Source organism: Maribacter stanieri, assembly GCF_900112245.1.
GTDB classification, from domain to species: Bacteria; Bacteroidota; Bacteroidia; order Flavobacteriales; family Flavobacteriaceae; genus Maribacter; species Maribacter stanieri.
In genome coordinates this window covers 729,056-744,172 of the sequence record NZ_FOYX01000001.1, presented here as the reverse complement: position 1 = coordinate 744,172, position 15,117 = coordinate 729,056, and the positions used below count along the sequence as shown (strand labels likewise).

At 35.9% G+C, this 15,117-nt stretch carries 10 protein-coding genes; 8 read left to right on the top strand and 2 right to left on the bottom strand.

Annotated features, from left to right (window positions below):
- The first annotated feature begins 15 nt into the window (after nucleotides 1-15).
- The 8 genes from BM296_RS03330 to BM296_RS19680 all read left to right on the top strand — a co-directional run bounded on the left by BM296_RS03330 (nucleotide 16) and on the right by BM296_RS19680 (nucleotide 10,102).
- Nucleotides 16-855, top strand: coding sequence for an ABC transporter ATP-binding protein (locus BM296_RS03330; protein ID WP_091901427.1), 840 nt, complete (start codon nucleotides 16-18; stop codon nucleotides 853-855).
- Nucleotides 856-866: 11 nt separating this feature from the next.
- Nucleotides 867-1,691, top strand: a complete 825-nt coding sequence (locus BM296_RS03325) for an ABC transporter ATP-binding protein (protein ID WP_091901425.1) — start codon at nucleotides 867-869, stop codon at nucleotides 1,689-1,691.
- 34 nt (nucleotides 1,692-1,725) lie between these two features.
- Nucleotides 1,726-3,009: an alginate export family protein gene (locus BM296_RS03320; RefSeq protein ID WP_091901423.1), complete on the top strand. Its 1,284-nt coding sequence runs from the start codon at nucleotides 1,726-1,728 to the stop codon at nucleotides 3,007-3,009.
- 111 nt (nucleotides 3,010-3,120) lie between these two features.
- Nucleotides 3,121-3,792: a response regulator transcription factor gene (locus BM296_RS03315; protein WP_027065587.1), complete on the top strand. Its 672-nt coding sequence runs from the start codon at nucleotides 3,121-3,123 to the stop codon at nucleotides 3,790-3,792.
- A gap of 111 nt (nucleotides 3,793-3,903) precedes the next feature.
- The gene (locus BM296_RS03310; RefSeq protein ID WP_143099037.1) at nucleotides 3,904-4,545 is read left to right on the top strand and encodes a hypothetical protein; all 642 of its coding nucleotides are present in this window, start codon (nucleotides 3,904-3,906) and stop codon (nucleotides 4,543-4,545) included.
- 308 nt (nucleotides 4,546-4,853) lie between these two features.
- Nucleotides 4,854-8,384: a nitrate reductase gene (locus BM296_RS03305; RefSeq protein ID WP_091901419.1), complete on the top strand. Its 3,531-nt coding sequence runs from the start codon at nucleotides 4,854-4,856 to the stop codon at nucleotides 8,382-8,384.
- Nucleotides 8,385-8,395: 11 nt separating this feature from the next.
- Nucleotides 8,396-9,832, top strand: coding sequence for a rubredoxin (locus BM296_RS03300; RefSeq protein WP_091901417.1), 1,437 nt, complete (start codon nucleotides 8,396-8,398; stop codon nucleotides 9,830-9,832).
- Between the two features lie 144 nt (nucleotides 9,833-9,976).
- Nucleotides 9,977-10,102, top strand: a complete 126-nt coding sequence (locus BM296_RS19680) for a hypothetical protein (protein WP_262493888.1) — start codon at nucleotides 9,977-9,979, stop codon at nucleotides 10,100-10,102.
- 8 nt (nucleotides 10,103-10,110) lie between these two features.
- On the opposite strand, the gene BM296_RS03295 is transcribed toward BM296_RS19680, so the two are convergent.
- A complete protein-coding gene (locus BM296_RS03295; RefSeq protein WP_091901415.1) occupies nucleotides 10,111-11,322 on the bottom strand; it encodes a Pycsar system effector family protein in 1,212 nt (403 codons plus the stop codon).
- Nucleotides 11,323-11,372: 50 nt separating this feature from the next.
- The gene (locus BM296_RS03290) at nucleotides 11,373-15,113 is read right to left on the bottom strand and encodes a BamA/TamA family outer membrane protein (protein ID WP_091901413.1); all 3,741 of its coding nucleotides are present in this window, start codon (nucleotides 15,111-15,113) and stop codon (nucleotides 11,373-11,375) included.
- Nucleotides 15,114-15,117: the final 4 nt, after the last annotated feature.

Genomic DNA, 15,117 nt, shown 5'->3' with positions numbered 1-15,117 from the left:
TTCAAAAGATAGAACATGGCATATTTAGAACTAAATAATATTTATAAAACCTATGGTGAGGGAGATGGTAGTACAGAAGTACTTTCTAACATCAACCTGACTATGGATGAAGGTGAGTTTGTAGCTATTGTAGGATTTACCGGAAGTGGAAAAACCACTTTAGTAAATCTTATAAACGGGCTATTACAACCAACTAGCGGAGAGGTTCTTTTTAAAGGAGTTCCGGTAACCGATACTAGTCATGAGCGTGGCGTTATTTTTCAAAACTATTCGCTGTTGCCTTGGTTGACAGTGGGTCAAAATATTTACATGGCGGTAAAAGAAGCTTTTCCGAAGGAGAATAAAAAAGCCTTGATGGAAATAGTGAAAAATTACGTAGGCATGGTAAACCTTACTCCGGCAATTAATAAGAGACCTAAAGAATTATCAGGGGGAATGCGACAAAGGGTTGCGGTAGCACGTGCTTTGGCCATGAATCCTGAAATGATCATTATGGATGAACCTTTAGGAGCATTAGATGCTTTGACAAGAGGAAATTTACAAGATGAAATCTTAAATATTTGGAGCCAAGACAAGCGAACCGCATTGCTGATTACCAACGATGTTGATGAGGGTATTTATATGGCAGATAGAATAATTCCATTAAAACCAGGTCCGAATGCCACTTTAGGTCCAGAGTTTAAGATTGATATTGAAAGACCTCGAGATAAAACGGCAATGAACGATAATCCTGAGTACAAGAAAACAAGAAACTCCATCATCGAATACTTAATGGATATAGGTGATGAGAGAAAAACAGTTTCTGACGTAGAATATAAATTACCAGAGCTAACGCCTAAGAGCTTTGTAGCCTAAAGAAATAGTATATGAACACAACACAACAAGCTAACGAAGTATATTCAGAAAATGGCATTGTCTATCCATCAAAAGTAATGCTTGACCTTTCTAAATTAAAAAAGGTATATCCAACACCAAAGGGAGATTACGTAGTGCTCGAAGACTTGAATCTTCAAATTTTGAAAGAAGAATTTGTGACGATTATAGGGCATTCAGGTTGTGGTAAAACAACCATGCTTTCTATGATAGCAGGTTTAAATCCAATTTCCGGAGGTAATATTTCGGTATTAGGAAATCCTGTAAAAGGTCCTGGACCAGATAGGGGAGTTATTTTTCAGTCGCCAAGTTTAATGCCTTGGATGACGGCCTTGCAGAATGTATTGCTTGGGGTTAATCAAGTTTTTCCTCATGCAACAAAAGGGCAGCGCCAAGACATTGCAAAATACTATTTGCACAAAGTAGGTCTAGAGAATGCCTTCCATAAAAAAGCATCAGAATTATCTCAAGGTATGCAACAACGTGTGGGTATTGCAAGAGCATTTGCTATTAAGCCAAAAGTATTGTTGTTAGATGAACCTTTTGGAATGTTAGACTCGCTGACTAGGGGAGAATTACAAGATATTCTTATAGAGATTTGGAACAAGGAGAAAATTACTGCGGTTATGATTACACATGATGTTGATGAAGCTATTTTTCTAGCAGATCGCGTCATTATGATGACCAGTGGACCAAAGGCAAAAATTGGAGATATTCTTTCTATTGATTTTGAAAGACCGCGAACTCGTAAATCCGTTTTAGAGAACGATGATTATTACACCTATAGAAAACACCTAATAGACTTTTTAGAACACTAACAAATAACTCAATCAATTATTAAAAATTACGATTATGAAAAAACAATACTTAATCATCACCTTATTGTTTCTTGCGGCAAACTCAATTTATGCCCAATTTACGTTAGACGGGCAGTTTAGACCAAGAACAGAATACAGAAATGGTTTCGGAAGCATAATTCCTGATGCTGCAGATGCCGGTTTCGCAATCTCTACCCGTGCACGGTTAAATGCCAAATATGAATCAGAAGCGTATCAGTTTTACTTAAGCATACAAGATGTAATGGTTTGGGGCGAGAACAGACAAATTCTACCAGATGATCAGAACGATTCTTTTGCAGTATTTGAAGCATGGGCAAATATTAATTTAGGCAAAGGATGGTCTACTAAATTAGGAAGACAAGTAATCTCTTATGATGACCAACGTATTTTTGGCGGATTAGATTGGGCGCAACAAGGTAGAAACCATGATGCGGGACTTTTAAAGTATAAGAAAGATAAATTCATGTTAGATGTAGGTCTTGCTTTTAGTCAAGATTTTGATAACCCAACAGGGTTTCAATCTGTAGGTACAGCATATAATACATCAGGTTTTTTTACATATAAAACCATGCAATACCTTTATGCCAAGCAACAATGGGATAAATTCTCCGGTAGCATATTGGCATTGAATAATGGTTTCCAAAATTTTGATACTGAAGGTGCTGCAGATGGGGTAAGTAGCTTGCAAACTATTGGTACACATTTAGCATATAAAGCAGGAAGCTTCAGTGCAAATGCCAACTTATTTTTACAAACGGGAGAAAGACAGAACGAAGTAAAAGTTGGTGGTGCATATTTACTAGGTTTAGAGCTTGGGTATAAGGCTAGTGATAAGGTAGCTTTAGGTTTAGGTACAGAAGTTATCAGTGGAAACAAAGCCGATACTACAGACAAAACAGAGGCATTTTTTCCGTTATACGGAACCAATCATAAGTTTAACGGATTCATGGATTATTTCTACGTAGGTAACCATGCAAATTCTGTAGGTCTGTTTGACATTCACGCCAGTGCAAAATTCGATTTAGGAAAGAAATCTAGCTTACTGGTTAAAGTCTTAAATTTTAGTGGAGAACAAGAATTGCCAAGCGGAGAAAAATCATTGGGTACAGAAATTGACTTGGTCTTTTCAAAGGCTTTCAATGGTTATGGGTTAGCAGTTGGGTATTCTCAAATGTTCGCTGCTGACGGTATGTATGAGCTAAAAGGGGTTACAGAAGATTTAGCGGCAAGTAGCCAAAACTGGGCTTGGGTACAGTTGACCATTAAGCCTCAGTTTTTGAATACCAAAAAAGAATAGAGTTTTACAAGAATTTAGTTAGTTATACGGTCTATGCAGCATTGGTTGTGTAGACCGTATTGTTGTTTTTAAAATATGTAATTTAGCACGGTACGTATAATTACCTATATTTTGAGTGAAATAACAAGAATAGTATTGGCAGATGATCACGCCTTGGTTAGGGACGGAATCCGTTCTTTATTGGAGTCCGAATCTGATTTGGAAGTGATCGGTGAAGCATCGAACGGTAAAGAGGCTATTGAATTGGTAGGCAAGGTAAATCCTGATCTTTTAATCATTGATATTAGGATGCCCGTCATGAACGGTATTGATGCCGTAGCTGAACTTACCAAAAGTAAATCAGAGGTGAAGACCATTATACTTTCCATGCATGATTCTGAAGAATATATCTTAAAATCTATTAGTTCAGGCGCAAATGGGTATCTATTAAAAGACACCGACAAGTCAGAATTTATTAAGGCAATACATACCGTTAGAGAAGGCGGTAAATACTTTAGTGGAGATATAAGTAATGTTTTGGTAAATAACTTATTGGGAGCTAAAAAACAAGTGGTTAAAGAAGAAGAGCCACGTAAAAGCGCTGACAATGTTTTTGATTTAACCAACAAAGAGCTTAAGGTATTAGAGTTGGTATTGTCTGGTTTAACAAATCAACAGATATCAGAAAAACTACAAAACAGTAAACGTACAATTGAAACGCATCGTTTTAATTTAATGCGTAAGATGGATGTAAAAAACCTTATCGACCTTTCTAAAAAGGCACAGAAGCATAATCTTATCTAAAGTTTCCCCTACCTTATTGTTGTGCACAAGCTGAAAAAAATGAGCTGGTATTTAAAAATCAAATCGAAAATTGAAAAGAAAGATGACTCACCTGAATTAAAAAGGGGGCAAATGAAACAGATTTTGATTTCAGAATTTGAACGAGGATTGCCAGAATTTGATTTTTTAGAATATAGAAATGGTTGTTGCACATTCCAGAATACCCGAATAATTAATGGTCGAAATATAAATGAATACCTGCATGTAATTTTTGCACTAAAAGACAGAAACTTTAGCTGTTCTGTAGCCTCACGAATAAATAAAAATTATTTAAATTCTAACAGCTATAATTCAGGACTAATTAATCCACATATAGACTTGCTTGTTTTAAAGAAAGGAACTGGAATTATCCCTGCGGAGGAAGCTTACTACTTTCATAATGGACGAGTGAAAACCACTACTGAAATCATTGAACTAATAGTCAATGACTTTAAAGAATTTGGAAAATCGTTTCTTCAAAAACAGGCGAAACAATTTGAAAATAATGACCTTTTAAAAACTGGATTTGATTTCATTGAAAATCTTGAAATTGACAAGTCGATATTAAACGAGGAATTGGGAAAAGATATTAATTCAGCAGGACTTTTAACATCTAATCCTTATTTAAAATTAAAATCGGAATTACAGAGTGTAAAAGGAATTGATAGAGAAACTAGAAAAAACATTCCGAGATTGACTTATGAACTATTGGAATTTTATTGTGAAGACAAGTAAAATGAGTTAACCAAAAAACTTCGCTATGTGGGTGTCGGAAAGCAAACACAGATTTACTTCCCTAATGTTCATAGTTAAAACAGTCAATTCCGCTTAAAAGTATTCTCAGTACAGTTTCGTCTATCAACATTCCACTTTAACATTTCAATACCTCACTTTCCTATTTATTGATCTATTCTCAGTCTTAAAGGGTGATAATTGCGGATCACTCGATATTACGCAGAACATTTACGATAAAAAAATACGTATTTATACGTACTTTTTATAATTTGCAGTATACTTCTGAACCATTCTTTATCATTGATAAAATGAATAGCAATAAAACTCATAAAACAATATGTTCCTATTGCGGTGTAGGCTGCGGTATACTTGTAGATGTTGACGCAAAAGGAACTATTTCAGTAGATGGTAATCCCGATTATCCATCTAATAAAGGAATGCTGTGTAGCAAAGGACGTAATCTAAATTACGTAGCTCAAGATACTACAGATCGTATTCTGTATCCAGAAATGAAATGGAGCAGAAATCACCCTTTGCAACGTGTCTCTTGGGACGCTGCTTTTGAACGTGCCGCTGCAGTTTTTAAAAGTATTATTGCCAAACATGGTCCAGATAGTGTTGGTTTTTATGTATCTGGTCAGTGTTTAACAGAAGAGTATTACCTCATCAATAAACTTACAAAAGGGTTCATTGGCACCAATAATATAGATACCAATTCTAGGCTGTGTATGAGTTCTGCCGTGGTAGGGTATAAAAAAACCTTGGGCGAAGATTCTGTGCCTATTTCATATGAAGATATTGAGTTGGCAGATTGCTTCTTGATAGCAGGTGCAAACCCGGCATGGTGCCATCCTATTTTATATAGAAGATTAGAAAAGCATAAAGAGGAGAATCCGCAGGTAAAAATAATTGTAGTAGATCCACGTAAAACACAGACGTGCGCAGGGGCAGATTTACATTTACAGATATTACCGGGTACCGATGTTATTCTTTTCAATGCCATAGCCCGCCGATTAATTGAGAAAAGAAAAATAGATTCCGCCTTTATAAAAAAGCACACCGTAAATTATGAGGCGGTTAAAGAAATGGCGTTTACCTTATCACTGAAAGAAGCCGCTAAAAAATGTGGTATTCCCGTTGGTGATATTCGCAAAGCTGCCGAGTATATTGGTAATGCTAAAAAATTTATTAGCATGTGGACTATGGGGTTGAACCAGAGTGTTATTGGTGTGGCTAAAAATGTCTCGTTATTAAACTTATCGTTGTTAACTGGGCAAATAGGAAAACCAGGTGCTGGACCGTTTTCATTGACAGGTCAGCCAAATGCCATGGGTGGTAGAGAAGTAGGTGGTATGGCAAGCTTACTCGCAGCACATAAAAATTTAGGGAATGCTGCACATAGAAAAGAAGTATCAGATTTTTGGGGAGGTGGCGAAATACAAGCCGAACCAGGGTACACAGCAACAGAAATGTTCGATGCCCTAGATGAAGGAAAGTTAAAAGCAGTTTGGATCGTATGTACCAACCCTGCCGTAAGTATGCCTAATTCTAACAAAGTAGAAAGAGCTTTAAAAAAGGCAAAATTCGTAGTAGTTCAAGATATATCCCATAACTCAGAAACCACCAAATTTGCCGATTTATTATTACCGGCAGCAGGTTGGTTGGAGAAAGAAGGTACCATGACCAATTCAGAAAGACGAATTAGTCATTTGCCTAAAGTTATAGATGCACCAGGTGAAGCATTACCAGATGCAGAAATCATTTGGCGTTTCGCACAGGCAATGGGTTATAAAGGTTTTGATTATAAGAATAGCAGTGAAGTCTATGACGAGCACTGTTTATTGACAAAAGGCACTGAAATAGACATTTCTGGTCTATCATATGAACGTTTGATCAATGAAGGTAGTTTTCAGTGGCCAGTGCCACATAAAACACATAAGGGTACACCAAGGTTATTTACCGATCGCAAGTTCTTTACCAACGATAAAAAGGCACATTTTAATGCGCCACCTACACTCTACAATAAATCTGAAGAAACAGATAATGACTATCCGTTAATATTAAATTCAGGTAGGGTTCGTGATCAGTGGCACACTAGAACCAAAACTGGTAAGGTAAAAAGGTTGTTGACCCATATACCGCAGCCTTATCTAGAGATGAATGCTGTAGATGCCTATTTGAGAAAAATAAAAGAAGGTGATATTGCGGTAGTAAAAAGTAGAAGAGGGCAAGTACAAGTAAAAGTGCAGCTCAATTATGACATAAGAGAGTCTGTTGTTTTCTTGCCTATGCATTGGGGTAAAGTATTGAACAATGATTTTGGTAGGGCAAATAACCTGACTAATGATTTAGTGGATCCCGTTTCAAAAGAGCCAGATTTTAAGTATTGTGCCGTTGAGGTTACCAAGTTTGTCAAAGAAAAACAGAAGGTTGTTGTAATTGGAGCAGGTGCTGCGGCATATCGCTTTATACAATCATATAGAGAGAAAAATAGTATTGATGAACTTCATGTATTTTCAAAAGAAAAAGACCCTTTTTATAATCGTGTTTTACTCCCAGAATATGTAAGTGATGAACTTTCTTGGGAAGCTTTAGAGAAACTTAAAGATGGGGAGTTGAAAAAGCTAGATGTAGTATTACATTCCGGAGTAGGAATTGAAAATGTAGATTCGGAAAATAAAATTATAGTAGATTCTAAAGGAGAAAAACATACGTACGATTTACTAATAATGGCAACCGGTAGTAGAGCCTTTATACCTAGTGATGTTCAGATACAATTACCCGGTCGTTTTACGATGCGTGAACGAGGAGATGCCGATAAATTAAGAAAATATTTATCTGAAACCGGGTTACAGGCAAAAGACCAAAATGTGGTTATTGTAGGTGGAGGCCTATTAGGACTAGAGCTCGCTGCTGCATTGAAAAAAATCAATATCAATATTAGTATTATACAACGTGCACCACGATTAATGGAACGGCAGCTAGATAGCATTGCAAGTCGTTTATTGGCAGAAGATGTTATGGAGCGTGGTATAAATCTGTATTTCGATAATGAGGTAAGTACCGTATTTGAGGATAGGAACCAAAAACATAGTCTTTCTGTAAATCTTAAAACAGGTCGTACTATTCAATGTAATGCTATAGTGTATGCTATCGGTACCAGACCAAATATTGAATTGGCAAAACAAACAGGCATCAATACGCGTAGAGGTGTCGTGGTAAATTCATATTTGCAAAGTAGCGACCCATCTATATTCGCATTAGGAGAAATAGCAGAGTTCAAAAATTCGCTTTTCGGTATTACTTCAGCTGCTGAGCAACAAGCAAATATTGCGGCTAACTTTATTCTTGGAGACTTTAGTAGTATTTACAATGGTTCGGTATTGATGAATATTTTAAAGTTCGAAAATCTGGACCTCTGTAGTATTGGTATGGTGAATTCACCCATTGGCGATGCTACTTATGAGGAAATCATTTTAATGGATGTAAGTAAGCGTTTTTATAAGAAATGTATTGTAAAAGACGATACGTTAAAAGGTGCCATTTTATTGGGTGATAAAAATGAATTTGCAGAATTTAAAAGACTGATAGAAGAAGAGATTGAACTATCTGAAAAACGGAATGAATTGTTGCGTGGTGCTTCAACATCTGTTGCTTTAAAAGGGAAACTGGTATGCTCTTGCAGTCAGGTTGGTGAAGGTAATGTTGTAGATGCCATCAAAGGTGGATGTTCGGATTTCAATAAATTATGCTCAGAGACAGGCGCAGGTTTGGGCTGTGGAAGTTGTAAGCCCGAAATAAAAGATTTATTAAAGAAACAACTGGTATTAGCAAATTAAAACAGCGAGACATGAATGATGATCTTCATAGAATATTGATAAAAGGCGGAGTTACATCTCCTGGTGAATTGAAAGATATTATTACCATGCTGGAGTCTGCCGGACTTACAAGTGTAAATTTTGGGTCTCGACAAGATATTTTGTTTCCCCTGAAGGATGCAAAAGAAGAACAACTAGAAAGTATCTCTAAATTCAATACAGATATTATTGCTAATCGTTCATTTCAGAATATCGTTAGCTCTTACGTCTCTGCAGATATTTTTGATATGACCCATTGGTTAAAAGGTTCTACCTACTTATATATTTTAGAAGGATTTGATTTTTTACCCAAGTTGAAAATCAATATTACTGATCCAAGACAACGCTTAGTTCCTATTTTTAGTGGTAACCTCAACTTTATAGCATCTGAACAAGAAGATTATTGGTATTTGAATATTAAACTACCACACTGGAAATCGTCCGCATTTTATCCGGTGCTTATTTATAGTTGGGATATTAATTCTATCTCTAAACAGTTTGAAGAAATTTACGAAGATATTACGGACATAGATGAGTTGTTTTTTGTCATGAACAAGAATTTAGAGACCAACAACAAAACCATGGAAAAGGAATTAAAAGTTCCTTTTCAAACCTTCCCATACTATGAGGGTATGAACCGTTTGGGATCAGATATGTATTGGCTTGGTCTTTATTGGAGAAACAATAAATATGACCTATCCTTCTTAAAAGAATTCTGCGGCTTTTGCCTAGATAATAGTATTGGTAAAATCTGCATTACCCCATGGAAATCTTTTGTAGTAAAAGGTATTAAGAAATCTAGCAGACCAGCCTTAGAGCGCTTTTTAGGTAAAAGAGGAATCAATGTAAGGCATTCTCAATTAGAGATGAATTGGCATGTGCCTATTGATGATGGCGAGGCGCTGGAGCTAAAGAAGTATTTGGTTCGAAGTTTTGATCAAAATGATATTAGTACTTACGGTCTAACATTTGGTATTAGCAATGAGGTGGGTAAACGTTCTCATTTTGCCTCGGTGATTATTGAAAAGAATAGTTTGCCCACTATTGTTAAAGACTTTGAGGTTCGCCCAACATACAATGTTCTACATTTTGAACATTTTGACCCTAACAGCCAAAAATATATTACTTACGCTCAAGATATAGATAAGATAGAATTACCTGGTTTGTTGATGGAATTGAGTAAGATGTATTTTGAACAATTAGGTCGTTTAGATGATGCAGAAGAGACTACAAATGTGGAGGTGGTTGAAGCAAAACAGACATTGTTTCAGTGTCAAGATTGCCTAACCGTTTATGATGAATCTTTTGGGGATGCAGCCTTGAATATTGCAGCGGGCACAAAATTTGAAGATATAGGCGAAGATTATGAATGTCCTGTTTGTTCTGCACCAAAGGCAAAGTTTAAGGAAACAATGATTCAAATGAGTTAAGCGAATAAACTTAAAAAGTGGTAGTTGTCACAAAAACAGCTAATTAGTTTATGTGTGATGGAGATAAGAAATTAGTGTATGAGGTTAAAACTTCAACATGTCAATTTTTAACTTTGTGGTATAATACTAAATAAACCACCACACATGACCAGAGTAAATGTCGATAATCAAAGCAAAGAATCAGTTTTAGCGAAAGCATTAAAATTTACTATTGTAATTGCAGCCATTGGCATACTTTTATGTGTGCTGTTAATGGCTTTTGGAATATAATTGCCTTTTTAAGGCTGCATAACGGGGAGTTCTAAAATTCTTTCCGGACCATAAAACTTAAGTGCAATACCAAATACAATTACTGAAATAATCATACCGGTCATAAAAACGGTATATGTCCACCGTAAAATTCGGTACTTCCTTTCCAGAACAATCCCAAGAAAATAAAGATCTTTTGTTAATGAGCTGTAGATATAGTCCTTATCTTTAATTAGCTCTGTCATTGCCCAGTTATACTGCTCTAATTTCATCTTATGAAAATTTCCGAAGAATAGCAGGTTAACCTTTTTGCTGGTTACTTCTTCTTCTGTAAACTGTCCAGATGTTACATTGGGTCTAGTGGCAATAATTGACATCACCATAGAAACTACGCTGAAAACTATAAAAAGAAATGTTGGGTAAAATAGATAATCGTTTGAAGGGTTATCCAATTTTGGAACTAAATTTGCCAATGCCATAGAAACTATAATTGCATTTACAGAGAGTAGAATGTTCGCTTTTGTATCGGCAATATCACTAAGCTTTAAATGGCTCTGTAACGTAACCCTGTACAATGTTTGTATTCCTCTGTCGGGCAATTCCCCTTTAAAATGAGCTTTTAAATTCTCTTTTTTGACTAGTTCATTATTTTTCTTTTTAGCCTTAATAAGCCTTTTAATATTCTTATCCTTTCCCTTTTGCCAGGTACGAATTGCATAGTCAGTATAAAACCTATGTTTGGTGCGTAAAAGTTTGATGTTTTCTTCTCGCCAATCTACAGGGGTATTGCTTTGAATACCTAACAACGAAAGTTCTTCTCTCAGTAGTTCGGTAGTCGCCATATAATTCTTTATATGAAAATGAGAAGAATCTGCATCGCGCATAATTTTTTCTAATTCGTTAGCGGGCGAGTAATTTTTCTTAGTTGCCATTATTAGGCTACATACCTGCTCTATAAATGGTGTTGGATAATTGTTTTCAGTTAAAAACTCTTTAGCCAATTTACAACTATGCTCTTCGTGATTATGGTATGTAATAGTATAACCAAGGTCATGAAACCAAGCTGCTACTAAAAGCAATTCACTTTCATTGTCCTTAATATTTTCCCCCTCAATTAATTCTTTGGTACTATCAACCACCCGTTGTGTATGCCTGAGATTATGATAAAGATAATTTGGGTTTATATGTCCAGTTAATTTATCGGTGGCAAATACTTCGGCTTTAGAAACTATTGAAGACATGATATCTATATGGTTGGAATACTTTAGAAAAGTACAAAATAAATTTTGTGTTATATGGAAAGTCCAAAACCAACTTGAATTAGGTTACTTTCTTTAGAATTGAAATAGCCGATATTAAATGTTAGCGCTTTCAGGCTGCTGATCCAAAAACCACCACCTTGTGAAGTGTGCCACACATTTGAACTTTCATCTGGCATCCACACCCTACCATAATCAAAACCGCCATACATACCAATGGTAACTGGTGACACTGCTGTAACATATCTTTTAAGTTTCAGCTTAATATCAGAGGATTGATAAAAGTATGATTTACCGGTAAAACGCTCATCTCTAAAACCGCGTAGTCCATTTCCGCCACCAAGAGAAGGGGTATGATAAAAGTAAACATCGTTATAATCGAAAAGACCTTTATATTCAGCCATGGTGCTATACACTAAATTACCTTTTGATTCTAATTTGTGATCAAAACCAACTTTTAAAGAAGCGTATCCAAATTTGTTTGTGTTATTGTTAAGATTCATTTTATAGCCTCCAGAAAAGCCGAAATAAATAGCTTTGGAAGGAAAATCACCAGCATCGTCACGATCATATTCTCCAGTTAATTCGGCTCCACCATAATTCTGATTTTCGAAAACATTATCATTTAAGTTACCGATAGTGAAAAGTCGGTCAGGGTTGTCGGCCACCTTAAAAGACTCAAACAATCCTTTAATTCTAAGACTGTAGTAAGCTAAACCGGCACTTGCCTTAAAAGTTCTAATTCTTCCTCTGTAGTAGTCTCTATCCAATACCTCTTCATTATTTACCGTTTCGTTACCAAAACCAAAGAAGTTACTTACATAGCGGTCATTGGCATAATAGGCATCCATTTCAAAATTCCATCCTGGGAAAACACTGCCATAGATTCCTGAATAAGACAATTCTGCCGCCTTAAATTTAAAATAGTAGTTAGCACTTACAGTGTGTTGTTGCCTAAAAGTATTACCATCAATACCGTTCTGTGTATAGGTGTTAGATGCTCCCAAGAACATACCATCATCGGTTCTAAAACCTAGTGTAGGGACTAACACGTTTGTATTCGGTTTAAAATATCTAAAATGAAATGTATTGGTTTTGTAGTTATCCGTTAATAATGTCGGCGGTGTTAAATTTTCAAAACTTATTTTTTCATGTTCCCAGTCATATAATTTAATCTTTCTCTTGTTCGCAATGTCATAACTGTCTTCGCCATATCCTCCAACAATTCTTAATTTGGTCTTAGGGTTTTCCTTTCCTTCAACAACAAAAACATCATCATCTCCAAGTCCATAAATCCATATTTCTTTAGTGAGGCTATCGTTAAAAATCCTAGAATACATTTCTTTATTTTTCTCATCAGATAGAATACGTTTTACTACAACTTTAGTGTCGCCATTTTCCATTCGCGTTATGGTAAAAATGTCATCTTTTTCAGTTCCAGTAACAGCAACTATTTTGTTGAGGTATTCCGCATAATCCTTTGCAGTTTCTGTTAATGTTGCTAGACGCTGTTTTAATTTTGTTTTTATGTATTCAGAAGTTTCGTCTTGTACAGATATGGGTAGGCGTGTAAAAGCTTTTTCTATTACGTCTGCCGTCATTCCTTCTTGTATAGCCTTGGCTTCTTCTACCCAAACCTCTGGACCATATGAAGTCAATAAAGTTCGGTCTAACCTATTACCGGAAAGATTGAGCCATTTTACATTGTCAATGTCATCATCATAAGTTTCCCAATTTCTTGCGTTGGGCATAAACCATTGAATGAAAGGTATAACTTTGCCATCAAATTTTGGGAAGGCATTATCCCGATCACGAGGTACGGGCATAAATTCTTTTTCACCGTCTGGGCTTTCATATTCTATCCACCTCCATTGATCTTGGTGGCGGTCCCAATCGCCAAGCAACATATCAAAAATTCTAGCTCTTATAAAACTTCTTTCATCTACGTAGTAAGACTCGTCGCTTTTAATTTTTTCAAGCATATCGGTAGTGCTTTCATAGTCGGTAACCTTACCAGAAGTTTCATTAATAGTTCTTCTATAGCCTTTGTAATGCGCTTGTTCTTCAGAAGGTCTTCTTTCTATATAATAAAGCTCATCACCATAATTTTCATTGAATTGCTTTAGACTATCCTGCTTTGGAACATAAAATAAATCTGTATCTGAATGGTTAATATCTACAGATGCAGCAAGTGGGTCTATTATTAATTGCATGTAAGGGTGAGCTGTTGTAAAAAAGTCTGAAATAGCTTTTTCTGCCCAAGTGTCTTGGTAGTCTTGTGTATTATATGAAATACCTGGCAGCTTGAATTTTAAAAACTTTAATGCACTTTTCTGCAAGGAACGCATTGCATATTGTTTACCGTTGCCATCTTCTAAACGCAGCGAGAAAGATTGATGCCCACCACCTTCTTTCACGACGGACAGACCGCCATAAAGTGTGTCTAATTTGACAATTGGAGCTTCAACTGATTTACCATAATATTCACGATAACGATTACCCCATAAAAATTTGTAAAAGCCACTTTTGTCATAGTCTTTTGGGTCGTTGAGGATTGTTGTCTCCTCTATTTTATTATTATTACTTGTAAATTGGTTATATTCTTTTACGGGTTCTTTTGCGGGAAGAACTGCGAATGTTTTACTATTGTTAAGGTCGTTTTCTGTAATAAATGTCACTTTAGAGCTACCGTCAGCGAAATAATCTAAGCGCGCAAATCCTCTTTCTCCGAAAGCATATTCTCCTTGATAATCAATAGAACCACCAATAGCAGTTATTCTACCAGGTCCTAATTTAGTTGCGCTTTTTTCACCAAGAGATCCACTTACTATTTGATGAATACCCCCACCTTCAAGTAATTGTAGACTCTCTTCATGCCCAGAAATTAATGTTATTCTATCGTTAGCCTGCGCTAGTGCACTAACCGCTATTCGTAAATAGTTATATCTTCTAGAGTTTACATGTTCTGGATTAAAAGCACCCATGTCCATTACGGCGTTTTTAATGGTACCCAATACAGGAAGTGGTGTTGCGTGGTCGGTTACTGTAGTTTTGCCCGCATAAGTTCCATTAGTGAATACCGGATGATGCATGGCAATAACAATGTTCTTTCCTTGCCCGTCACCAATGTATCCTTCCAATTCTTCCATGAATCTTCTACGGGTAACAATATCTGTGCATTTACTGTTAATACCTTCAATTCTAGACCAGTTAGATACAAACCATTTAGAGTCTACTAATATTAAATCTAAGTCATCGTTAATGACCCTATAATCTATAGGGCAACCATTATTAGGAACAACTGCTGTATTTTTTCGTTCAACCTCTTTTAAGTAATTCTCAACTTTTTCAATTTTATCAAGCTCATAACTTTTCCACTCATTATTACCAGGAAGAAAAACAGTTTCACCTTTAAAACCAGCCGACAATTCTAGTTGTTGTTTTACCAGTAGGCTGTCTACTTTCCAATTACCAATTTCGGGAGAAATATTATCACCGGTGAGAACTAATGTACTATTCTCTGATGCATTATTAAGCTCTTGTTTAAAACGCTTTAACAGATCATGATTTAGAATTCCAGAAGCATTTCCTAAACCACCAGCAATATAAAACGAGTACGTAATTGTATTGCTAGGCGTCTCATTTACAATATTGGAAATACCTTGTTCCTTAAAAGTTGCGCATGAAGAAAGTAGTAGTAGTACAATTGTAAAACTAAAAGACTTGGCAATCTTAAATTTTGTCCAATTAAGTTGGCCGGATTGGTTGGTCATAAAA

Coding starts and splice junctions, on each gene's coding strand:
- BM296_RS03290 (WP_091901413.1), bottom strand. CDS start 15,113: ATGACCAACCAATCCGGCCAACTTAATTGGACAAAATTTAAGATTGCC.
- BM296_RS03325 (WP_091901425.1), top strand. CDS start 867: ATGAACACAACACAACAAGCTAACGAAGTATATTCAGAAAATGGCATT.
- BM296_RS03300 (WP_091901417.1), top strand. CDS start 8,396: ATGAATGATGATCTTCATAGAATATTGATAAAAGGCGGAGTTACATCT.
- BM296_RS03295 (WP_091901415.1), bottom strand. CDS start 11,322: ATGTCTTCAATAGTTTCTAAAGCCGAAGTATTTGCCACCGATAAATTA.
- BM296_RS03320 (WP_091901423.1), top strand. CDS start 1,726: ATGAAAAAACAATACTTAATCATCACCTTATTGTTTCTTGCGGCAAAC.
- BM296_RS03310 (WP_143099037.1), top strand. CDS start 3,904: ATGAAACAGATTTTGATTTCAGAATTTGAACGAGGATTGCCAGAATTT.
- BM296_RS03305 (WP_091901419.1), top strand. CDS start 4,854: ATGAATAGCAATAAAACTCATAAAACAATATGTTCCTATTGCGGTGTA.
- BM296_RS19680 (WP_262493888.1), top strand. CDS start 9,977: ATGACCAGAGTAAATGTCGATAATCAAAGCAAAGAATCAGTTTTAGCG.
- BM296_RS03330 (WP_091901427.1), top strand. CDS start 16: ATGGCATATTTAGAACTAAATAATATTTATAAAACCTATGGTGAGGGA.